2 protein-coding genes and 1 pseudogene are annotated in these 25290 nt (G+C 70.8%); all 3 read left to right on the top strand.

Annotated elements, in window-relative coordinates:
• The first annotated feature begins 8 nt into the window (after positions 1 to 8).
• The 3 genes and pseudogenes from UA75_RS17845 (at position 9) to UA75_RS17835 (ending at position 25272) form a co-directional block, all read left to right on the top strand.
• The gene (locus UA75_RS17845; protein WP_075741208.1) at positions 9 to 10085 is read left to right on the top strand and encodes a type I polyketide synthase; all 10077 of its coding nucleotides are present in this window, start codon (positions 9 to 11) and stop codon (positions 10083 to 10085) included.
• A pseudogene (locus UA75_RS17840) lies at positions 10082 to 14503 on the top strand (type I polyketide synthase); the annotation flags it as partial. The gene UA75_RS17845 and the pseudogene UA75_RS17840, both read left to right, overlap by 4 nt.
• A gap of 26 nt (positions 14504 to 14529) precedes the next feature.
• Positions 14530 to 25272 (top strand): type I polyketide synthase, encoded by a 10743-nt coding sequence (locus tag UA75_RS17835; protein ID WP_075741206.1) that lies wholly within the window; start codon positions 14530 to 14532, stop codon positions 25270 to 25272.
• The last annotated feature ends 18 nt before the right edge of the window (positions 25273 to 25290 follow it).

Genomic DNA, 25290 nt, shown 5'->3' with positions numbered 1-25290 from the left:
TCCTCTAGATGTCGAACGAAGCGAAACTGCGCGAGTATCTCAAGCGGGTGACGGCCGAGCTGCACGACACGAGCGACCGCCTGTACCGGCTGGAGGAGACGGCCAAGGAGCCGATCGCGATCGTCGGCATGGCGTGTCGATTCCCCGGTGGCATCGAGTCTCCCGAGGACCTGTGGCAGGTGCTCTCGACGGGCGGCGACGTGATCTCGGGCTTCCCCACCGACCGAGGCTGGGACGTCGAGAGCCGCTACAACCCCGGATCCGACCGGTCCGGCACCATCCACGCCCGCGAGGGCGGCTTCCTGCACGACGCGGCCGAGTTCGACGCTGAGTTCTTCGGGATCTCGCCGCGCGAGGCGCTGGCGATGGACCCGCAGCAGCGCCTGCTGCTGGAGACCTCCTGGGAGGTCATCGAGCGCGCGGGCATCGACGCGGAGTCTCTGCGTGGCAGTGCGACCGGGGTGTTCGTGGGTCTGATGCACCACGACTACGCGGCACGCCTGCCCGGACTGCCCGAGGACCTGGAAGGGTACGTCGGCAACGGCAACGCGGGCAGCGTGGCGTCCGGGCGGATCGCCTACACACTGGGCCTGGAAGGTCCTGCCGTCACCGTGGACACGGCGTGCTCCTCCTCGCTGGTCGCGCTGCATCTGGCGGTGCAGGCCGTGCGGGCGGGCGAGTGCTCGACGGCGCTCGCGGGCGGCGTCTCGGTGATGTTCACCCCGGACGTCTTCGCCGAGTTCTCGCGGCAGGGCGGGCTTGCCCCGGACGGCCGCTGCAAGCCCTTCGCCGCCCGCTCCGACGGGGCGGGCTTCTCCGAGGGCGTGGGTCTCGTCCTGGTGGAGCGGCTGTCCGACGCACGGCGGCTGGGGCATTCGGTACTGGCGGTGGTGCGAGGTTCCGCGATCAATCAGGACGGCGCCTCCAACGGCCTGACCGCGCCGAATGGTCCCGCGCAGCAGCGGGTGATCCGGCAGGCCCTTGCCTCGGCCGGGTTGTCTCCTGCCGACGTCGACGTGGTGGAGGCGCACGGCACCGGCACGCGGCTCGGTGACCCGATCGAGGCACAGGCGGTCATCGCGACCTACGGCCAGGACCGCTCGCGGCCGTTGCTGCTGGGCTCGGTGAAGTCGAACCTCGGGCACACCCAGGCCGCCGCAGGCGTCGCCGGGGTGATCAAGATGGTGCTCGGCATGCGACACGGGATCGTGCCACAGACCCTGCACGTCGACGTGCCGACTCCGCAGGTCGACTGGTCGGCGGGTGCCGTGGAGGTGGCGTCTGCTGCCGTCGATTGGGAGTCGACGGGGGTACGGCGGGCAGGCGTGTCGTCCTTCGGAATCTCGGGCACCAACGCCCACGTGATCCTGGAGGAGGCACCGGCCGCCGACGCTGAACCGGCCCTGCCTGCTACGGAAGCCCCCCAGCCTCCCGCGACGTCGTTCTCCGGCGGAGCGACTCCCTGGCTGATCTCCGCGAAGTCGGCGGCCGTGCTGCGCGCCCAGAGCGGCAGGCTGCTGGCCCACGTCACCGCACGGCCCGAACTGCGGACCTCGGACGTCGCGTATTCGCTGCTGACGACGCGGTCGAGGTTCGAGCACCGGGCGGTGGCGATCGGCCGCGACCGCGCGGAGCTCGTCGAGGGACTCGACGCACTCCGGCAGGGCAGGCCCGCGCCGGGTGTGGTCACGGGCGTGGCCGACATCGAGGGCAGAACGGTCTTCATCTTCCCCGGCCAGGGCGCGCAGTGGTCGGGCATGGGCGTCGAGCTGCTCGACTCCGCACCGGTCTTCCGCGCCGCGGTCGCGGAATGCGAACGGGCCCTCGCACCCTTGGTGGACTGGTCGCTCACCGACGTGCTGCGGGGTGCGCCCGGCGCACCCGGCTACGAGCGGATCGAGGTCGTGCAGCCCGCGCTGTTCTCGGTGATGGTCTCGCTCGCCGAGATGTGGCGGGCGCACGGCGTGCAGCCTGCGGCGGTGGTCGGTCACAGCCAGGGCGAGATCGCCGCCGCGTACGTGGCGGGCGCGCTGTCCCTGGACGACGCGATGCGGGTCGTGGTGCTGCGCAGCAGGCTGTTCGCCGAGCGGCTCGTCGGCAACGGCGCGGTGGCCTCGGTGGCGATGCCCTCGGCCGACCTGCGGCTGCGGCTGGAGCGGTGGGACGGACGCCTGGCGCTCTCCGGCATGAACGGACCCCGGTCCTCGGCCGTCGCAGGCGCGGTCGACGCGCTTGACGAGCTGGTGGCGGAGCTGGTCGCCGAGGGCGTGCGGGCCCGCGTCGTGCCCGCCACCGTGGCCTCGCACTGCGCACAGGTGGACCCGCTGCACGACACGCTGCTCGAGCTGCTCGACGGGATCACCCCGCGCTCCAGCGCCGTCCCGTTCTTCTCGACGGTGACGGGCGGACTGCTGGACACCGCCGAGCTGACGCCCGAGTACTGGTACCGGAACGCTCGGATGCCGATCGACTTCGTCGGGGCGCTCGGCGAGCTGTTCGCCACGGGACACGAGACGTTCATCGAGGCCAGCTCCCACCCCGTGCTCATCGCCGGTGTCCAGGAGACCGCGCAGGACACCGAGACTCCCGTGCTGACCGTCGGCACCCTGCGGCGTGACGACGGCGGCCGGCGGCGATTCCTCACCTCGCTGGCCGAGGCGCATGTACGCGGGGTGGCCGTCGACTGGACCGTCGACGGTGACGCGCGACCGGTGGACCTGCCGACCTACGCCTTCGGGCGCGAACGATTCTGGCTCGACGCCGCCGCGCCGGAGCAGGCAGGCGGGGAGTTCGACTCCGAGTTCTGGGCGGCAGTGGAGAACGGCGACCTTCCCGCGCTGTCGACGTCGCTCGACGTCGCCGAGGGCCAGCTCGCCGCCGTCCTGCCCGCCCTCGCGACCTGGCGCAGGCGTGATCGCGAGGGCCGCGCCGCCCGGGAGTGGCGCTACGACATCGATTGGGTACCGCTGGCCGCCACCGGCTCGGACGTGCCCCCCGGTCAGGACGTGCTCACCGGCAGCTGGGTGCTCCTCACCGGACCGCAGGGCGAGCCCGCTGCCGAGGCGTTGGCGCGGCGCGGCGCCGAGGTGACGGTGGTCCGCGTCGACGCCGCCGCCTCGGACCGGGCGTCGTTGGCGGAACAGCTGCACGCCGTGGCCGGTGGGCGGGCGGACCTCGCAGGCGTGGTGTCCTTTCTGGCCCAGGACGAACGGCCGCACCCCGTGCTGCCCGGCGTGTCCTGCGGCCTCACCGCCTCCGTCGCGCTCGTCCAGGCCATGGGAGATCTGGCCTCCGACGCCGTCATGTGGTGGGTCACCACGGGCGCCGTCGCTGCCGTCGACGGCCCGCCGCCCTCCCCGGTGCAGGCCGCCGCGTGGGGACTTGGTCGCGTCGTGGCACTCGAGCATCCCCGGCGCTGGGGCGGGTTGATCGACCTTCCCGAGCAGGTGGACGACCGGGTCGCGGCGCGGTTCGTCCAGTCGCTCACCCGCACCGACGGCGAGGATCAGCTCGCGGTGCGCCGGTCCGGGGTGTTCGCGCGCAGGCTCCGCCACGCACGGCGCCCCGCGACTCGCCGGGTCTGGCGGCCCGAGGGCACCGTGCTGGTCACCGGCGGCACCGGCGGCGTCGGCGCCCACGTGGCGCGCTGGCTGGTCACCATCGGGGCGGATCACGTCCTGTTGACCAGCCGACGGGGCGAGCAGGCCCCTGGAGCGGCGGAACTCCGCGCCGAACTCGAGGGGCTCGGCGGCCGGGTCACGATCGCCGCCTGCGACGTCGCCGACCGCGAGGCGCTGGCGGCCCTGCTCACGGAGCAGCCCGTGTCGGCGGTCTTCCACACGGCGGGCATCGGCGACACGGGGTCGATCGAGGACATCACCCCCGCCCACCTCGCGGACCTCCTGCGCGCCAAGGTGACCGGCGCACTGAACCTCGACGAACTCACCCTCGGGCAGCAGCTCTCGGCCTTCGTGTTGTTCTCCTCCGGCGCAGGGGTCTGGGGCGGCAGCAACCAGGGTGCCTACGCGGCGGCGAATGCCTTCCTCGACGCGCTCGCCGAGCGCAGGCATGCCGAGGGACGCCTGGCGACCTCCGTCGCCTGGGGCTTCTGGGGCGGCGCAGGCATGGCCGAGGGCGAGGCAGGCGAACTTCTCAGCAGGTGGGGCCTCCGGCCGCTTCGGCCGGACCTCGCCGTGTCGGCCCTGCACACGGCACTCGACGGCGACGAGACGACGGTGACCGTCGCCGACATCGACTGGGCGCGGTTCGCGCCCCAGTTCACCATCGCGCGGCCCAGCCCGCTGCTGGCGGATCTGCCGGAACTGCGCACGACCGAGCCTGCCGACGACTCCGCGCCCGCCGGGCTGGCGGCGACGCTGACCGGGATGGGAGCCGCCGAACGGCGCGCTGCGGTGCGGGATCTCGTCCTTGCGCAGACGGCCGCCGTCCTCGGCCACCGCTCCGCCGATGCGGTCGCACCGTCGCGGGCGTTCAAGGAGCTCGGATTCGACTCGCTCACGGCGGTCGAACTGCGCAATCAGCTGACCTCGGCCACCGGCCTGCCGCTGCCGACGACGGTGGTGTTCGACCATCCGAACGCCACGGCGCTGGCCGATCACGTCCTGGCGATGCTGTTCGGCGCCGAGGAGGCGGACCCTGCCGGGACGATTCAGGCGGCCGGACCCTCGGGGACCTTCGTGGCCGACGACCCCGTCGTGATCGTCGGCATGACGTGCCGGTTCCCCGGTGACGTCGACTCCCCGGACGACCTGTGGCGGCTGCTGCTCGACGAGGCCGACGTGATGTCGGAGTTCCCGACCGATCGAGGCTGGGACCTCGCGCGTCTACACGACCCGGACCCCGACCGCCTCGGCACGACGGTCGCCCGCCGGGGCGGGTTCCTGCGCGCTGCGGCGCACTTCGACGCCGCGTTCTTCGGGATCTCGCCGCGCGAGGCGACGGGCATGGACCCGCAGCAGCGTCAGCTGCTGGAGACCTCGTGGGAACTGTTCGAACGGGCGGGCATCGACCCGGCGACGATGCGCGGCTCGGACACCGGCGTGTTCATCGGCAACAACGGTCAGGACTACACGGTCGGCCTCCGCGACATCCCCGAGGAGGTCTCCGGTCATCTGCTGATCGGCAACGCGGGCAGCGTCGTCTCGGGACGCGTGGCCTATGCCTTCGGGCTGGAGGGCCCCGCGATCACCGTGGACACCGCCTGTTCCTCCTCACTCGTGGCGATGCACAACGCGATCCGTGCGCTCCGCGACGGCGACTGCTCCCTCGCGGTCACGGGTGGCGTGACGGCGATGTTCACGCCTCGGGCGTTCGTCGAGTTCTCCAAGCAGGGCGGACTCGCTCCCGACGGCCGCTGCAAGTCCTTCGCCGCCGACGCCGACGGCACGGTCTGGTCCGAGGGCACCGCGCTGGTGCTGTTGGAACGGCTGTCCGACGCCCGGCGTCGCGGGCACACCGTGCTGGCCGTGGTGCGCGGCTCCGCCCTCAACCAGGACGGCGCGTCCAACGGGCTGTCCGCACCGAGCGGCCCCGCTCAACAGCGGGTCATCCGCCGGGCCCTGGCCGACGCGGGACTGTCCACATCGGACGTCGACGTGGTGGAGGCGCACGGCACGGGCACCCGCCTCGGCGATCCGATCGAGGCCTCCGCCCTGCTGGCCACCTACGGGCAGCACCGTTCACAGCCCCTGCTGCTCGGCTCGGTGAAGTCGAACCTCGGACACACCCAGGCCCCCGGCGGGGTGGCGAGCGTGATCAAGATGGTGCTGGCGATGCGCCATGGGGTGGTGCCCAAGACGTTGCACGTCGACGAGCCGACCCCGCACGTCGACTGGTCGGCGGGTGCGGTCGAGCTGGTGACCGAGTCGGTGGAGTGGCCTGCCACGGGCAGGCCGCGTCGGGGCGGCGTGTCGTCCTTCGGGGTGAGCGGGACGAATGCGCACGTAATCCTGGAGGAGGCGCCCGCTCTGGCATCGCCTGCCGACGGCGTCGCCGGGGCCGAGCCCGACGAGTCGACGTCCGCCGGGTCCGCCGCGGTCGTCCCGTGGGTGCTGTCGGCGCGATCGGACGCCGCGTTGCGCGCGCAGGCCGCCCGGCTGTCGGACTTCCTGCGGGATCGGCCCGAGCTGTCCCCGGTGGACGTGGGCCGGTCGCTGGCCTCGCGGTCGCTGTTCGAGCATCGAGCACTGGTCGTCGGTTCCGGGGTGGCCGATCTCCTGCCGGGCCTGTCGGCGGTCGCCTCCGGTGCGGTGGTTCCCGGTGGTCGTGTTGCCGGTGGTGTGGTGTTGGTGTTTCCGGGTCAGGGTTCGCAGTGGGTGGGGATGGCGGCGGGTTTGTTGGGGTCGTCTCCTGTTTTCGCGGGTCGGATGGGCGAGTGTGCGGCGGCGTTGTCGGAGTTCGTCGGGTGGTCGTTGTTTGACGTTCTGGGTGATGAGCAGGCGTTGGGGCGGGTTGATGTTGTTCAGCCGGTGTTGTTTGCGGTGATGGTGTCGTTGGCGGAGTTGTGGTGTTCGGTGGGTGTGGTTCCGTCGGCGGTGGTGGGTCATTCGCAGGGTGAGATTGCGGCGGCGGTGGTGTCGGGTGGGTTGAGTCTGCGTGATGGTGTGCGGGTGGTGGTTCAGCGGAGCCGTTTGATCGCTGGTCTTGGTGGTGGCGGGGGAATGGTGTCGGTGGCGTTGCCTGCGTCCGAGGTGACGGAGCTGCTTCCTGACGGTGTGTCGTTGGCGGCGGTGAACGGTCCGTCGTCGGTGGTGGTGTCGGGTTCGGTCTCGGGTCTTGAGCGGGTCGTGGCAGCGTGTGAGTCGCGGGGTGTTCGGGCGCGGTGGGTTCCGGTGGATTACGCCTCGCATTCGGTGTTGATGGATGCGCTGCGGGACGAGCTGGTCGAGAGCCTGGCGGATGTCGAGCCTCGGTCGTCGGTGATCCCGTTTTATTCGTCGGTGACGGGTGCGCCGTTGGACACCGCGTCGTTGGATGCGGGGTATTGGTTTCGGAATCTGCGGGAGACGGTGCGGTTCGATCGTGCGGTGGAATCGTTGCTGGTCGATGGTTTCGGTGTGTTCGTGGAGTCCAGTGCGCATCCGGTGACGACCTATGGCATTCAGGAGGTCATCGACGAACGGGACGGCGACGCCCTGGCGATCGGCACCCTGCGTCGGGACGACGGCGACATGGACCGCTTCCTCGCCTCGGCGGGCGAACTGTTCACCCACGGCGTCGACGTCGACGTCACCCCGTTCCTGGCAGGCGGCCGACGAGTCGAGCTGCCCACCTACCCCTTCCAACGCGAACGCTACTGGCTGGCGGCGTTGGACGGGTCGCTCGACGTGGCCTCGGCCGGAGTGGACACCGCCCATCACCCGCTGCTGAGCGCCGTGGTGCCGCTCGCCGACTCCGACGGCGTCCTGCTCACCGGACAGGTGTCGATCGAGACGCATCCGTGGCTGGCCGAGCACGCCGTCGCGGGCACCGTGCTGCTGCCGGGCACCGCCTTCGTCGAACTCGCGATCCGCGCGGGCGACGAGGTCGGCACCGGGACCGTCGACGAACTCACGCTGCACGCGCCGCTGATCGTGCCCGAGCGGGGCGGCGTGCAGCTCCAGGTCTCGGTGAGCGAGCCCGACGAGGCCGGGGTCCGACCGGTCGCCGTGCACTCGCGCGGTGCGGGAGGCCTCGCCTGGACGTGCCACGCGACGGGACACCTGCGGCCGATCGGCACCCGCGCGGTGTCGGGCCTCCTTCAGTGGCCGCCCGCCGCTGCGGAGCCGGTCGACGTGTCCGACTTCTACGCAGGCCTGGCCGAAAGGGGCTACGAGTACGGCGCGACGTTCCGAGGGCTGCGGCGGGCCTGGCGACAAGGCGACGAACTCTTCGCCGAGGTCGAACTGCCGACCGGTGAGGACGGCAGCGCGGGCCGGTTCGGCCTGCACCCGGCATTGCTCGATGCGGCACTGCACGTCGCAGGACTGCGCCCCCGAACGGACGCCGAGGTCCAGCTGCCGTTCACCTGGAGCGGCGTGTCCCTGTACGCGGCTGGCGCCTCGGCCCTGCGCGTGCGACTGCGGGCGACCGACGAGAACGAGATGTCGATCGACATCGCCGACCCGACCGGGGCACCCGTCGCGGTCGTGGACTCGCTGCGGCTACGGGCCGTCCGCACCGAACTGCTGACCGGGGCGGAGCGGCGCGAGGGACTCTTCCGGCTCGACTGGCGACCCGTCACGGTCGACGTCGACGCCCGCTGCGGACGGTGGGGGGTCCTCGGCGGCGCCGAGGCCAAGCCGCTCGCCGCCGTCGCGGGCGTCACCGCACACGCCGACCTCGCCGCACTGGCCGCTGCCCCGGACGAGGCGGCACCCGACACGATCGTGTTGTCCTGCCTGCCGAACCGGCTCGCGGACGAGAACCAGACTCCCGCCTCCGCGCGGGAGGCGGTGCTGCGGGTGCTCGCCGTCCTCCAGGAGTGGTCGGCCGCCGAGCGATGGGCGGCGACTCGGCTCGTCGTGGTGACGCGAGGCGCCGTCGAGGCGGGCGAGGATCTGGCGGGCGCCGCCGTCTGGGGGCTGGTGCGCTCGGCGCAGACCGAGCACCCGGACCGGATCGTGCTCGTCGACTTGGACGAGGACGCCGAACCGCCTGCACTGCTGCCCGCCGTCCTCGCCACCGACGAGTCGCAGGTGAGTGTGCGGGCCGGGCGGGTGCTGACCGCCCGGCTCGTCGCCGCGTCCACGCCGCAGGCCGTCGCAGGTACGGCGGAGTCCAAAGCACCGGAACCCGGCGAGCGGGGACCGTGGGACGCCTCGGGAACCACGCTGATCACCGGCGGGACGGGCATGCTCGGGGCGGCGGTGGCTCGGCATCTCGCCGGGGTGCACGGGGTACGGCGGCTGGTGTTGACCAGTCGTCGCGGGCAGGCCGCGCCGGGCGCGGCGGCGCTGTGTGACGAGCTGATCGGACTGGGCGCGGACCCGGTCGTGGTGGCGTGTGACGTCTCGGATCGTGCACAGGTCGCAGCCCTGCTGGCCGAACATCCGGTGACCTCCGTGGTCCACGCCGCCGGGGTCCTCGACGACGGCGTCATCTCGTCCCTCACCCCCGAGCGGGTGCGCACCGTGTTCGCCCCCAAGGTCGATGCGGCCTGGCACCTGCATGAACTGGTGGGCGAGGTGACCGCCTTCGTGTCGTTCTCCTCGGCGTCCGGGGTGTTCGGGGCGGCGGGGCAGGGGAACTACGCCTCGGCGAACACGTTCCTGGACGCTCTGGCCCAGCACCGCAGGGCGCGCGGACTCCCTGCTCAGTGCCTCGCCTGGGGGCACTGGGCGCAGCCGAGCGAGTTGACGAGCGGCCTGGACGGCGCCGACCTGTCACGGCTGGCTCGCGGCGGCGTCGTCCCGATGTCCGTCGAGGACGGCCTCGCGCTGCTGGACGCGGCGGTCGGCACCGACCACCCGACCCTCGTGACGGCGCAACTCGATCTGCGCACCGTGTCGGAACCGGTCCCGCAGCTGTTGCGCGACCTCGTGCCCGCCGCTCGCCGCCGGGCGGCCGCCGGGCGAGGCCCGGCGAACGGCGTACCGATCGCGGAGCGGCTCGCAGGCCTGTCGCCGGAGACACAGGCGCAGGAGCTGATCACCCTGGTGCGGACCACCACCGCGGCCGTCCTCGGACACCGGTCCGCCGACGTGATCGCGGTGGACAAGGCGTTCAAGGAACTGGGCTTCGACTCGCTCACCGCCGTGGAGCTGCGCAACAGGATGAATCGGGAGACGCGGCTGCGGCTTCCCGCGACGCTCGTCTTCGACCATCCGACCCCCGCCGCGCTGGCCGAGCACTTACGGGACCTGCTGCTGCCCGACGGGGCCGGGCCGTCGCTCGACCCGGAGGAGGTCGAGATCAAGAACATCCTGTCCGCCATTCCGGCGGCACGACTGCGACAGGCAGGCCTGCTCGACGTCTTGCGGAAACTCGCCGACGGCGAGGACCAGGCCGCCGAGACGCTCGGCTCGATTGACGAGCTGGACACGGAGGAACTGCTGCGGATGGCTCAGTTCGGCGGTGAAGCATGACGGACACCAACGGCAAGCTCGTCGAGGCGCTGCGCTCCTCGCTGAAGGAGGTGGAACGCCTCCGCGAACAGAGCAGGACGCTGGTCGCGGCCGCCACGGAGCCGATCGCGATCGTCGGGATGGCGTGCCGCTTCCCCGGCGGCGTGCGGTCCCCGGAAGACCTCTGGCGCCTGCTGCGCGACGGCGGCGAGGTGCTCGGCGGCTTCCCGACAGACCGAGGCTGGGACCTCGACCACGTCTATGACCAGGTCGATGGTTCGGGAATGCGCTCAGGGGGATTCCTGCCGGACGCGGCCGACTTCGACGCAGGCTTCTTCGGGATCTCGCCTCGCGAGGCGTTGGCGATGGATCCGCAGCAGCGGCTGCTGCTGGAGACGTCGTGGGAGGTGCTGGAACGCGCGGGCATCGACCCGTCGTCGTTGCACGGCAGCCGGACCGGGGTGTTCACCGGCCTGATGTACAGCGACTACTCCTCGCGGCTTGCCTCGGTGCCGCCGGAGCTCGCAGGTTTCGTCGGCAACGGCAGCGCAGCCAGCGTGGCATCCGGGCGGGTGGCGTATTCGCTGGGTCTGGAGGGGCCGGCGGTCACTGTCGACACCGCCTGTTCCTCCTCGCTGGTGGCCCTGCACTGGGCGATCCAGGCGCTGCGCTCCGGCGACGCCGATCTGGCGATCGCAGGCGGTGCCACGGTGATGTTCACCCCCGGCGTCTTCGTCGAGTTCGCCCGGCAGCAGGGCCTGGCAGGCGACGGCCGATGCAAGTCCTTCGCCGCCTCGGCCGACGGCACGGGCTTCGCCGAGGGTGTCGGGTTGCTGTTGGTGGAGCGGTTGTCGGATGCGCGTCGGTTGGGTCATTCGGTGTTGGCGGTGGTGCGGGGTTCGGCGGTGAATCAGGATGGTGCGTCGAATGGGTTGACGGCGCCGAATGGTCCGTCGCAGCAGCGGGTGATTCGGCAGGCGTTGGCGAATGCGGGTCTGTCCACCGGGGACGTGGATGTGGTGGAGGCGCATGGCACGGGTACTCGGTTGGGTGATCCGATCGAGGCGCAGGCGTTGATCGCGACGTATGGGCAGGACCGGGATCGGCCGTTGCTGTTGGGTTCGGTGAAGTCGAATCTCGGGCACACCCAGGCCGCAGCGGGGGCCGCCGGGGTGATCAAGATGGTGTTGGCGATGCAGCACGGGGTGGTGCCCGAGACGTTGCACGTCGACGAGCCGACGCCGCAGGTGGACTGGTCGGCCGGTGCGGTGGAACTGGCCGCCGAGTCCGTCCCCTGGCCGGACGCCGGCCGACTACGCCGCGCGGGCGTGTCGTCCTTCGGTGCCAGCGGTACCAACGCCCACGTCATCGTGGAGGAGGCGCCCGCGCCGGAGTCGTCAGAATCGGACCGAGCGCAGGGGGCACGGATTCCCGCCGCCGGGATTCCCTGGCCGGTGTCCGCCCGGTCCCCGGAATCGCTGCGTGCTCAGCTCGACCAGGTAGCCTCGCTGTCCGGCGATCCCGTCGACGTCGGTCACTCACTCGCGACCACCCGCGCCGCCCTGGAGCATCGCGCCGTCGTGGTGGATGGTGTGGAGGTTGCTCGGGGGCGGGTGGTGGATCGTGATCTGGTGTTGTTGTTTTCGGGTCAGGGTTCGCAGTTTTTGGGTATGGGTCGTGAGTTGTATGGTTGTTTTCCGGTTTTTGCTGAGGCGTTGGATTCGGTGTTGGGTTGTTTGGGTTCTGGTGTGCGTGGGGTGATGTGGGGGGGTGATGTTGATGTGTTGAGTTTGACGGGGTGGGCGCAGCCTGCGGTGTTTGCGGTGGAGGTTGCGTTGTTTCGTTTGTTGGAGTGGTGTGGTGTTCGGCCGGGTGTGGTGGTGGGGCATTCGGTGGGGGAGGTTGCTGCGGCGCATGTGGCGGGTGTTCTCTCGTTGGAGGATGCGTGTGTGTTGGTGTCGGAGCGGGCGCGGTTGATGCAGGCGTTGCCGGTGGGTGGGGTGATGGTTGCGGTGGAGGCGTCGGAGTCTGAGGTGGTGCCGTGGTTGACGGCGGGGGTGTCTGTTGCTGCGGTGAATGGTGTTGGTTCGGTGGTGTTGTCGGGGGTGGAGTCTGAGGTTGCGGGGGTGGTGTCTCGTTTTGGTGGTCGGCGGTCGTCGCGGTTGCGGGTGTCGCATGCTTTTCATTCGTCGTTGATGGATCCGATGTTGGCTGATTTTCGGTTGGCGATTGGTGGGTTGTCTTTTTCGGAGCCGCGGGTTCGGTTGGTGGCTGGTGGGGAGGTGGCTTCGGTTGATTATTGGGTTCGGCATGTTCGGGAGACGGTGCGTTTTCATGATTATGTGAGTGGGTTGGGGGATTGTTTTTTTCTTGAGGTGGGGCCGGGTGGTGCTTTGTCTGCGTTGGTGGCTGGTGCGGTTCCGGTGTTGCGGCGTGATCGGTCGGAGGTGTCGTCTTTTGTGGAGGCGTTGGCTCGGTTGCACGTCGCGGGTGGCGAGGTCGACTTCGCTGCGTTCCACACCGGTGGCAGGCGCGTGGACCTCCCCACCTACCCCTTCCAACGACAGCGCTACTGGCTTGACGCTCGACCGCGTGACGAATCACGGCATTCTGCCGACGTGCTGCGGTACCACGTCACCTGGTCTCCCTGGAACGTTCCGCCTGCGACGACCGCAGGCAGCCTGCTCATCGTGACGTCGCCGCAGGGCGACTCCGAGACCCTCGGCGCCTCGGTGCGCCGCCGGGGCGGTGCGGCGCGCACGATCGAGGCGGCCGAGCCGGACCGCGCGGTGCTCGCCGATCAACTCCGAGCAGCGCTGGGCGAGGACACCGTGTCCGGTGTGGTCTCGATGCTGGGCCTGTCCGGCACCGTCGCACTAGTCCAGGCGCTGGGCGACGCGGGCGTGGCAGCGCCGCTCTGGTGCGTCACCACGGCGGCGGTCGCGGTGGAGCCGGGGGAGACCCCCGACCCGGAGCAGGCGGCGGTGTGGGGCTTCGGTCGCGTCGCGGCACTGGAGCACCCCGAACGGTGGGGCGGCCTCGTCGACCTGCCCGCCGTCACAGGCGAACGCGGCCTCGGTCTCCTGCTGGACGTGCTCGCCTCAGGCGATGAGGACCAGGTCGCCATCCGCGCAGGCGGCGTGTTCGTGCGCAGGCTGGACCACGCGCCCGCGCCCGTCCCGGCCGGATCGTGGCGTCCCTCGGGCACCGTGCTCGTCACGGGCGGAGCGGGGGCGCTCGGCGCCCACGTCGCGCGCTGGCTGGTCGCCTCCGGTGCCGAGCATCTCGTCCTCGCGAGTCGCCGAGGAGATCGCGCTCCCGGCGCCGCCGAGCTGCGGGAGGAACTCCGGGCCGCCGGTGCTCAGGTGACGCTGGCCGCCTGTGACGTCGCGGATCGCGACGCGCTGGCCGCGCTGCTCGACGAGTATCCCGTCGACGCGGTCTTCCACGCCGCAGGACGGCTCGACGACGGGGTCGTCGATGCGCTGACCCCCGACCGGCTCGACGCGGTGTTCGCGGCCAAAGCCACGGCTGCCGCATACCTCGACGAGCTGACGCGTTCGCGCGAGCTGTCGGCCTTCGTGCTGTTCTCCTCGGGCGCCGCGGTGTGGGGCAGTGGCGGCCAGTCCGCCTACGCGGCGGCGAACTCATCCCTCCACGCGCTCGCCGTGCGCCGTCGGGCGGCCGGACTGCCCGCCACCGCCGTGGCCTGGGGCCCCTGGGCGGGCGGTGGCATGGCGGGCGGCATCGAACCGGACCAGCTGGAGCGCCTCGGCCTGCGCGGGATGGCGCCGGAGCGGGCGATCGTCGCCCTGCAACGGGTGCTCGATCTCGACGAGACGGACGTCGTCGTGGCCGAGGTGGACTGGACGCGGTTCGGGCCCGCCTTCACGGTGGCGCGGGGCAGCAGGCTGCTGGAACGGCTGGTGCCTGCCGAGGGCATCGTGGACATCCCCGACTACGCCGCGCTCCCCCCGGCCGAGAGCGTCCGTGCGTTGCAGGATCTCGTGCGCAGACACACCGCCCAGGTGCTCGGTCACCGGTCCGTCGACGAGATCCGGCCGGATCAGGCGTTCAAGGACCTCGGCTTCGACTCGTTGACCGCGCTGGAACTGCGCAACCGGCTCGGGGCGGCCACCGGGCTCACCATGCCCGCGACGGCCGTGTTCGACCATCCGACGTCGGCGACACTCGCGGCCCACCTCCACAGCGAGCTCACGGGGCACACGAAGCCGGTGTTCGACGAACTCGATCTCCTCGAATCCGCGCTGTCCGAAGCGGACCTGGACAGCAGGGCGCGGTCGGCCGTCGCCGCCCGGCTGCGGCGGCTGCTCGACACGTGCGCCGACGACGGCGGCCTCGGCATCGCCGATCAGTTGGAGGACGCCTCCGACGAGGCCGTCTTCGAGCTGCTCGGCAAAGAGTTCGGCATTTCCTGATCTTCTTCTCTCTGGGGGTTCACACGATGACCGGTGAGGACAACCTCCGGTACTTCCTCAAGCGGGTCACTGCGCAGCTGCACGACACGCGCGAGCGCCTCCGCCAGGCCGAACAGGCGAGCCGCGAGCCGATCGCGATCGTCGGCATGTCCTGTCGGTTCCCCGGCGGCATCGCCTCGCCCGAGGATCTGTGGCGCGTGCTGACCGACGGCCGCGACGTCCTGACGGGATTCCCGGCGGACCGAGGCTGGGACCTCGACCGCCTGCACGCCACGGGCAGGCCGGGCTCCAGCACGACGCACCGAGGCGGCTTCGTCGAGCGCGTCGCGGACTTCGATGCGGAGTTCTTCGGGATCTCGCCCCGGGAGGCGACGGCGATGGATCCCCAGCAGCGCCTGCTGCTCGAAGCGTCGTGGGAGGCGATCGAACGGGCCGGACTCGACCCGGTGTCGCTGCGGGGCGGCAACACGGGCGTCTTCGTCGGCACCAACGGCCAGGACTACGTCAGCGGCCTGCGTCAGGTGCCTGCGGCGGCCGCCGACCACCTGTTGATCGGCAACGCCGCCAGCGTCGTGTCCGGTCGCATCGCCTACACGCTGGGCCTGGAGGGTCCTGCGGTGACGATCGACACCGCCTGTTCCTCCTCGCTGGTGGCCCTGCACTGGGCAATCCAGGCGCTGCGCTCCGGCGAGTGCGATCTGGCCCTGGCAGGCGGTGCCACCGTGATGTCCACCCCGGCCGCGTTCGTCGAGTTCTCCCGGCAGGGCGGGCTCGCCCCGGACGGCCGGTGCAAGGCCTTCGCCGCCTCGGCCGACGGCACCGGGTGGTCCGAGGGCGTCGGACTGCTGCTGGTGGAACGACTGTCGGATGCCCGGCGGCGGGGCCACCCGGTGCTGGCCGTCGTGCGCGGCTCGGCGGTCAACCAGGACGGCGCCTCCAACGGGTTGACGGCGCCGAACGGTCCCTCGCAGCAGCGCGTCATCCAGCAGGCGCTCGCCTCGGCGGACCTGTCCACCTCGGACGTCGACGTCGTCGAGGCGCACGGCACCGGAACCAGGCTCGGCGATCCGATCGAGGCGCAGGCCCTGATCGCGACGTACGGGCAGGGCCGCTCGCGGCCCCTGCTGCTCGGCTCGGTGAAGTCGAACCTGGGGCACACCCAGGCGGCAGCCGGTGTCGCGGGCGTCATCAAGATGGTGCTCGCCCTTCGGCACGGGATCGTGCCCCAGACGCTGCACGTCGACGAACCCTCGCCCTATGTGACGTGGTCGGCGGGCGCCGTCGAGCTCGCGACCAGCGCCGTGTCCTGGCCCGTGTCGGATCGGACTCGGCGGGCCGCCGTCTCGTCCTTCGGGGTCAGCGGCACGAACGCCCACGTGATCCTTGAGGCGGCGATCGATTCGGAGTCCGCTGCCGAACCCGTTCCCGAGCGGGGCAGTGACCCCGAAGCAGCTGCCGCGCGGGCCACGGCCGCCGCGCTGCCGACCCCGTGGGTGGTCTCGGCGAAGTCCTCGGCCGCCCTGGACGAGCAGATCGAGCGGCTGCGCGCGAACGACGACGATGCTCTCGACGTCGCCTGCTCGCTGGCGACGACCCGGTCCCGATTCGAGCATCGCGCCGTCGTGGTGGATGGTGTGGAGGTTGCTCGGGGGCGGGTGGTGGATCGTGATCTGGTGTTGTTGTTTTCGGGTCAGGGTTCGCAGTTTTTGGGTATGGGTCGTGAGTTGTATGGTTGTTTTCCGGTTTTTGCTGAGGCGTTGGATTCGGTGTTGGGTTGTTTGGGTTCTGGTGTGCGTGGGGTGATGTGGGGGGGTGATGTTGATGTGTTGAGTTTGACGGGGTGGGCGCAGCCTGCGGTGTTTGCGGTGGAGGTTGCGTTGTTTCGTTTGTTGGAGTGGTGTGGTGTTCGGCCGGGTGTGGTGGTGGGGCATTCGGTGGGGGAGGTTGCTGCGGCGCATGTGGCGGGTGTTCTCTCGTTGGAGGATGCGTGTGTGTTGGTGTCGGAGCGGGCGCGGTTGATGCAGGCGTTGCCGGTGGGTGGGGTGATGGTTGCGGTGGAGGCGTCGGAGTCTGAGGTGGTGCCGTGGTTGACGGCGGGGGTGTCTGTTGCTGCGGTGAATGGTGTTGGTTCGGTGGTGTTGTCGGGGGTGGAGTCTGAGGTTGCGGGGGTGGTGTCTCGTTTTGGTGGTCGGCGGTCGTCGCGGTTGCGGGTGTCGCATGCTTTTCATTCGTCGTTGATGGATCCGATGTTGGCTGATTTTCGGTTGGCGATTGGTGGGTTGTCTTTTTCGGAGCCGCGGGTTCGGTTGGTGGCTGGTGGGGAGGTGGCTTCGGTTGATTATTGGGTTCGGCATGTTCGGGAGACGGTGCGTTTTCATGATTATGTGAGTGGGTTGGGGGATTGTTTTTTTCTTGAGGTGGGGCCGGGTGGTGCTTTGTCTGCGTTGGTGGCTGGTGCGGTTCCGGTGTTGCGGCGTGATCGGTCGGAGGTGTCGTCTTTTGTGGAGGCGTTGGCTCGGTTGCACGTCGCGGGTGGCGAGGTCGACTTCGCTGCGTTCCACACCGGTGGCAGGCGCGTGGACCTCCCCACCTACCCCTTCCAACGACAGCGGCACTGGCTCGACATCCCCGAATCGTCCGCCGACGTCGCCGCCGCCGGGCTGATCGCCGCCGGACATCCGCTGCTCGGCGCCGCCGTCATGCTCGCCGACTCGGACGGCGTGGTGTTCTCCGGCAGGCTTTCCTTGCGGTCACACCCGTGGCTCGCCGAACACCTCGTCGGCGACGTGGTGCTGCTGCCGGGCACCGGTTTCGTGGAACTGGCGTTACGGGCCGGTGACGAGGTCGGGTGCAGTCGGCTGCACGAGCTGACGATCCAGGCACCCCTGGTGCTGCGCACCGACGAGGCCGTGCAGGTGCAGCTCGCGATCGACGAACCAGACGAGTCCGGTCTGCGCCGCGTACGCGTCTACTCCCGCGTGGAGAGCGACACCTCGGACGAGCCGTGGACGTGCCACGCCGACGGAATCCTCTCGCCCGCCCGGCCCCAGCCTGCGCCCGCCCTCGAACGATCGCTCTCCGACGAGACGCCGATCAGCGTTGACGGGTTCTACGAGGAGCTGACCGACCGAGGTCTGCCGTATGGGCAGACCTTCCGCGGGCTGCGCGCCGCATGGCGGCGGGGCGAGGAGATCCTCGCCGAGGTGGCCCTGCCCGAGGACTCCCGGCGCGATGCGGAGCGGTTCGGCCTGCACCCGGCGCTGCTGGACGCCGCGTTGCACGCGAGCGCGTTCGTCGGCGCCGAGGACGACGCGGTCCGGCTGCCCTTCGCCTTCTCCGGGGTCACCCTCCACGCGAGCGGTGCCTCGACACTGCTGGTCAGGTTGCGCCCGACGGGGCCCGACGCGATGGCGCTGGAGCTGTTCGACCCGTCGGGACAGCCGGTGGCCTCGGTCGAGACGCTGCGGCTGCGCCCCGTCGCCCTCGACCGGGTGGCAGCGCGGCGGGTGGACGTCCGTGATGCGCTCTTCAGACTCGACTGGGTGCCCGTGCCGGCCGGCGAATCCGGCGTCCCGGTCCACACGGTGGACTGCACGGACCTGGGCACCGACCCGGTGGCGGCGGCCAGGAGCGGCATCGCGCGCGCCCTGGTCGCCGTGCAGTCCGACCAGCGGCTCGTCGTGCTGACACGAGGAGCGGTCGTGGTGTCCCCCGGCGAGGCCCCCGACCCCGCCGCTGCTGCCGTCTGGGGACTGGTGCGGTCGGCCCAGACCGAACGTCCAGGGCAGTTCGTGCTGGTGGACGCCGACACCGCGGTCGACGCGGAGCGCTTGGCAGGGCTCGGCGAGCCGCAGCTGGCGGTGCGGGGTGATCAGGTGTTCGCCGCGCGACTGAAGCGCGCGGCCGCCGAGGCGGCTCGAACCGACTGGGCTGCGTCGCAGCAGACACTGATCACCGGGGGAACGGGCACACTCGGCGCGGCGGTCGCGCGCCACCTCGTCACCGTCCACGGTGTCCGGCACCTGGTCTTGACGAGCCGCCGTGGGCTGACTGCGCCGGGCGCGGTGGAGCTGCGCGACGAACTCGCGGACCTCGGCGCCGCCGTCACGCTGGTGGCCTGTGACGTGTCGGATCGCGAGCAGGTCGCGGCCCTGCTGGCCGAACACCCGGTCGACGCCGTGGTCCACACGGCGGGCGTGCTCGACGACGGCGTGATCCAGTCGATGACGCCGGAACGGGTGGACACCGTGTTCGCCCCGAAGGCGGCCGCCGCGTGGCACCTTCACGAGCTGGCGGGCGACGTCTCGACGTTCGTGCTGTTCTCCTCCGCCGCCGGGGTGGTCGGCAGCGCCGGGCAGGGCAACTATGCGGCGGCGAACGCCTTCCTGGACGCGGTGGCCGAGCTCCGCCGGGCCAGGGGACTTCCCGCGCAGTCACTGGCCTGGGGACTGTGGGCCGAGGCCAGCGGCATCACCGGAGAACTCGGCACGGCGGACCACAGCCGCATGTCGCGTGGCGGCGTCCTCCCACTGAGCACGGCGGACGGGCTCGCGCTGCTCGACGTCGCCTCGGGAGTGGACTCGGCGGTCGTCGTCCCGGTCCGGCTCGACCTGTCGGTGCTTGCCGCGCAGGAGGTGCCCCCGCTGTGGTCCGGTCTCGTGCGAAGCCCGCGAAAGGCGCCGAGAACGGGTGACACGCAGTACGCAGCGCCCGAGGAACTGCTCGAACTCGTCCGCAGCCGCACGGCGGCCGTGCTCGGCTACGGATCCGGCGACGACATCGAGCCGACCAAGGCCTTCCACGAGCTGGGCTTCGACTCGCTGACCGCCGTCGAGCTGCGTAACGAACTCAACGCTGCCACCGGTCTGCAACTGCCGTCGACCCTGATCTTCGACTATCCGTCGCCGTCAGTGCTGGCCGCGCACCTGTACGCGGAGCGACACGGCGGGCCTGCGACGGTCGTCCCCGCCACGCCGACCGCCGCCGTGTCCGACGATCCGATCGTGATCGTCGGCATGGCGTGTCGATACCCTGACGGGGTCGCGTCCCCCGACGACCTCTGGGACCTCGTGGCGAGCGGCCGCGACGCCGTCGGCGGATTCCCGGCGGACCGAGGCTGGGACCTGGACGCCCTGTACGACCCGGACCCCGAACACCTAGGCACGAGCTACACCCGCAACGGCGGCTTCCTCCACGACGCAGGGTTGTTCGACGCCGCCTTCTTCGGGATCTCCCCGCGCGAGGCGTTGGCGATGGATCCGCAGCAGCGGCTGCTGCTGGAGACCGCCTGGGAGACGCTCGACGGCGCGGGCATCGATGCGCAGTCGTTGCGCGGCAGCAGGACCGGGGTGTTCACCGGACTGATGTACCACGATTACCTCGGCAGGCTGCACCAGGTGCCTGCGGATCTCGAAGGGCACCTGGGCAACGGCAACGCGGGCAGCGTCGCCTCCGGTCGCATCGCCTACGCGCTGGGCCTGGAGGGGCCCGCGATGACCGTGGACACGGCGTGCTCCTCCTCGTTGGTCGCGCTGCACCTGGCGGCGCAGGCCCTGCGCTCTGGCGAGTGCGATCTGGCGCTCGCGGGCGGCGTCGCGGTGATGGCCACCCCCGGGGTGTTCGTGGAGTTCTCGCGGCAGCGTGGGCTTTCCGCCGATGGTCGGTGCAGGTCGTTCTCGGCCTCGGCGGATGGGACGGGGTGGTCTGAGGGTGTGGGTCTGGTGTTGGTGGAGCGGTTGTCGGATGCGCGTCGGTTGGGTCATTCGGTGTTGGCGGTGGTGCGGGGTTCGGCGGTGAATCAGGATGGTGCGTCGAATGGGTTGACGGCGCCGAATGGTCCGTCGCAGCAGCGGGTGATTCGGCAGGCGTTGGCGAATGCGGGTCTGTCCACCGGGGACGTGGATGTGGTGGAGGCGCATGGCACGGGTACTCGGTTGGGTGATCCGATCGAGGCGCAGGCGTTGATCGCGACGTATGGGCAGGACCGGGATCGGCCGTTGCTGTTGGGTTCGGTGAAGTCGAATCTCGGGCACACCCAGGCCGCAGCGGGGGCCGCCGGGGTGATCAAGATGGTGTTGGCGATGCAGCACGGGGTGGTGCCCAAGACCTTGCACGTCGACGAGCCGACGCCGCACGTGGACTGGTCTGCGGGCGCGGTGGAACTCGTGACGGAGCCGGTCGCCTGGCCCGCGACGGCTCGGCCTCGCCGCGCGGGAGTGTCTTCCTTCGGCGTCAGCGGGACGAACGCCCATGTGGTCCTGGAGGACCCCTCCGGGCTGGCCGGGCCGGAATCGCCCGGCGAACTGGCCACGGTCCAGGGCGGTGCGGCGAACGACACACGGAGGTCGACTTCCGCCGCCGGGGTCGTTCCCTGGGTCGTCTCCGCGAAATCCGATGCCGCGCTGCGTGCACAGGCCGCCCGACTGTCGGCTTTCCTTGCCTCCCGATCCGAACTGGACATCCGGGATGTGGGTTTCACCCTGACATCGCGATCCTCGTTTGATCGACGGGTGCTGGTGTCGGGTTCCGGCATCGACGATTTCCGGGCCGGGCTGGGGGAAGTCGTCTCAGGCCGCGTGGTTCCCGGTGATCGTGCCGCCGGTTCTGGTGTGGTGTTGGTGTTTCCGGGTCAGGGTTCGCAGTGGGTGGGGATGGCTGTGGATTTGTTGGCGTCGTCATCTGTTTTTGCTGAACGGATGGCTGAGTGTGCGGTGGTGTTGTCGGAGTTTGTTGGGTGGTCGTTGTTGGATGTTTTGGGTGATGAGGGGGTGTTGGGGCGGGTTGATGTTGTTCAGCCGGTGTTGTTTGCGGTGATGGTGTCGTTGGCGGAGTTGTGGTGTTCGGTGGGTGTGGTTCCGTCGGCGGTGGTGGGTCATTCGCAGGGTGAGATTGCGGCGGCGGTGGTGTCGGGTGGGTTGAGTCTGCGTGATGGTGTGCGGGTGGTGGTGGAGCGGAGCCGTTTGATCGCGGGTCTGGGTGGTGGTGGTGGGATGGTGTCGGTGGCGTTGCCGGTGTCTGAGGTGGTGGGTCTGCTCTCCGATGGTGTCTCCTTGGCGGCGGTGAACGGTCCGTCGTCGGTGGTGGTGTCGGGTTCGGTCTCGGGTCTTGAGCGGGTCGTGGCAGCGTGTGAGTCGCGGGGTGTTCGGGCGCGGTGGGTTCCGGTGGATTACGCCTCGCATTCGGTGTTGATGGATGCGCTGCGGGATGAGTTGATCGAGAGTCTGGCGGGGGTGGAGCCTCGGTCGTCGGGGGTGCCGTTTTATTCGTCGGTGACGGGCACGGTGGTCGATACCGCATCGCTGGACGCGCAGTACTGGTTCACGAATCTGCGGGAGACGGTGCGGTTCGACCGTGCGGTGGAATCGTTGCTGGACGACGGTGTCGGCGTGTTTGTGGAGTGCAGTGCGCATCCGGTGCTGACCTACGGCGTTCAGGAGGTCCTCGACGGCCGTGACCGCGAGGGTGCTCTGGTGGTCGGCACGCTGCGCCGGGACGACGGCGGCATGGACCGCTTTCTGGCCTCGGCGGGGGAACTGTTCACCCACGGCATCGACATCGATCTGACGGCGTTCCTTGACGGCGGTCGCCGGATCGCACTGCCTGCCTACGCCTTCCAACACGAACGCTACTGGCTCGACGCCCCCGACTCGGCCGGAGACGTCAGCTCCGCAGGCCTGACCGCCGCAGACCACCCGCTGCTCGGCGCGGCGGTGGCGCTGCCGGCGGACGCTGGGGTCGTGTTCACCGGCAGGTTGTCTCTCCGCACCCACCCGTGGCTGGCCGATCACGCCGTCGCGGGCACCGTGCTGCTGCCCGGGACCGCTTTCGTCGAACTCGCCGTCCGCGCAGGCGACGAGGTCGGGTACGGAGCGGTCGAGGAACTCACCCTCCAGGCTCCGCTCGTGCTCACGGAGAACGCCGCCGCCGAGGTGCGGGTGTCGGTCGGCGCGCCCGACGATGCCGGTCTCCGACCGGTGAACATCCACTCCCGCATCGGCGACACCTGGACCACGCACGCGACCGGTGCGCTGGCCGAGCCCGGCGACAGCCTCGTCGCCGACGCCATGGAATGGCAGCCTGCGAATGCCGAGACGGTCGACCTGGCAGGCTTCTACGACGAGCTGGCGATGCGGGGATACGACTACGGCCCCGTCTTCCAGGGGCTGCACACGGCATGGCGTCGAGGCGACGAGCTGTTCGCCGAGGTCGCGGTGTCGGAGGAGGAGCGGGCGGCCGCCGCACGGTTCGGCCTGCATCCGGCGTTGCTCGACGCGGCACTGCACACGATCGGATTGAGCGCCGACGGCGGCGAGGGCATCGGACTTCCCTTCAGCTGGTCGGGGGTGCGGCTGCACGCGTCCGGAGCGACGACGATGCGGGTACGGATCACGAAGGGCCCGGACGGGTCCGTGTCGCTGCACGGCGTCGATGACACGGGAGCGCCCGTGGTGTCGGTCCGATCGATCACCGTCCGACCGATGACCAGGGCAGCCTCGACCGACTCGTTGTATCGCGTCGAGTGGGTTCCGACTCGTCCGACCGGCGAACGGGCAGTCGTGTCGGTGTTCGAATGCCCGCAGCACACCCCGCGCGCCGCAGTCGGTGCGGTGCTGTCGCACCTTCAGGAGTGGCTGCGGGGAACGGACGACCGACTGGTGGTGGTGACGCGGGGCGCGGTCGCGGTCTCGTCGGACGAGGTGCCCGACCTGGCAGGCGCCGCCGTCTGGGGGCTGGTGCGGTCCGCCCAGTCGGAGCATCCGGACCGGATCGTGCTGGTCGACGGCACCGCCGACGACGAACTGGACGTCGAACTCCTCGCAGCGACGGGCGAGCCGCAGCTCGTGGTGCGCGGCCGCGACGTCTTCGCGGCGCGGCTCCAGCGCGTGTCCGCTGTCGACGGCGGCGGCTGGGATGCGCGGGGAACGACACTGATCACCGGCGGCACCGGGACGCTCGGGGCGGCGCTGGCGAGACATCTCGTCGCCGAACACGGCGTCGAGCGGCTCGTACTCACCAGCCGCCGGGGTCTCGATGCGCCCGGCGCCGCCGAACTACGTGCCGAGCTGGAGGAGATGGGCGCGGAGGTCGCCGTCGTCGTGTGCGACGTCGCCGAGCGAGAGCAGGTCGTTGCGCTCCTGGCGGCGCACGCCGTCACCGCCGTGGTGCACGCCGCAGGAGTGCTCGACGACGGCGTCATCGAGTCGCTGACACCGCAACAGCTCGACACGGTGTTCGCCCCGAAGGTCGACGCGGCCGTGCACCTGCACGAGCTCACCGAGGATCTCACCGCATTCGTGCTGTTCTCCTCGACCTCCGGACTCTTCGGCGCGCCGGGGCAGGGCAACTACGCCTCGGCGAACACGTTCCTGGACGCACTCGCCCAGCACCGCAGAGCCATCGGCCTGCGCGCGCAGTCACTGGCCTGGGGTCTCTGGTCCGAGACCAGCACGATGACGGCGGCCGTGACCCGGTCGCGCGGCGTCTCCGCACTCTCCATCGCGGACGGACTGGCACTCTTCGATGCGGCACTGGCCAGTGCCGAGCCCGTTCTTGCTCCGGTGCGGCTCGACATGCGCGACGCGGGCCGGGTGCCGCCACTGTTCACGGGCCTCGTGAGGGCACGACGCCGCCCGGCCGCAGGGCGGCACGACCTGAAGGACAGGCTCGTCGGGCTGGACCCTGAAGCACGGGAACGTCTGCTGCTGGAGCTCGTCCTCGCCGAGACCGCCTCGGTGCTGGGGCATCGTTCGGCCGAGGACGTCGTGGCCGACCGAGGGTTCCTGGAGTCGGGCTTCGACTCGCTCGCCGCCGTCGAGTTGCGCAACGCGATCACTCGGGCGACCGGCCTGCGGCTGCCCGCCACGGCGGTGTTCGACCACCGGACGCCCGCCGGGCTCGCCCGGCATCTGCGGCAGGCGTCGGCGGCCTCCCAGCCTGCGAACGACGCCGCAGACACGCTGAGCGCGTTGTTCCGCCACGCCGTGACGACCGATCAGCGCGACCGGGGCTTCGAACTGCTCAATGCCGTCGCCGACCTGCGCCCGTCGTTCCACGACGCGGACGGGCCCGCGACCGCGCCCGCGGTGGCCGAACTGGCCTCGGGCCCCGGGCCGAAGCTGATCTGCGTGCCGTCGCCGATGGGTATGGGTGGGGCGCACCAGTTCATCCGGCTGGCCGCCGCGTTCGACGGCAGGCGGGCCGTGTCCGCGTTGACCGTGCCGGGCTTCGCGGCGGGCGAGTCGCTGCCCGCCACGATCGAGGCGGCCGTCGGGCTGCTCGCCCGGTCTGTGCGGGAGACGACGGGGGACGAGCCGTTCGTCCTCCTCGGCTACTCGGCAGGCGGACTCCTTGCCCAGGCCGCGGCCCGACAACTGCAGGACAGCGGTCACGCGCCCGCCGCACTCGTCCTGCTCGACACCTACCTGCCCGACAGCAAGGCGATGGAGGGGTTCGCGACGCACATGCTGGCTGGCCTGTTCTCCCGGGAGGAGTCCTTCGGGCCGTACACCGCAGACCGGCTCTCCGCCATGGGCCGCTATGTCCGGCTGTTGGAGGAGTGCGTGGTGCGCGACATCACCGCGCCCACGCTGTTCGTGCGTCCCGGATCGCTGGGCGACGACCAGTCGCACGACGTGCAGTGGCGCGCCTCCTGGGATTCGGCCGAGGCCGTCGCCGAGGTGCCCGGCGACCACTTCACGATGCTCGAACACCATGCCGTCGACACCGCGCACGCCGTCGAGGACTGGCTCCGCACCGGCACGGAGGTCTAGCCGGGTCCGTCCGGCCGC

Source organism: Actinoalloteichus sp. GBA129-24, assembly GCF_001941645.1.
Lineage (GTDB): Bacteria > Actinomycetota > Actinomycetes > Mycobacteriales > Pseudonocardiaceae > Actinoalloteichus_A > Actinoalloteichus_A fjordicus.
Note: the sequence above shows the minus strand (reverse complement) of the source record. Positions and strands in the feature narration are given on the sequence as shown.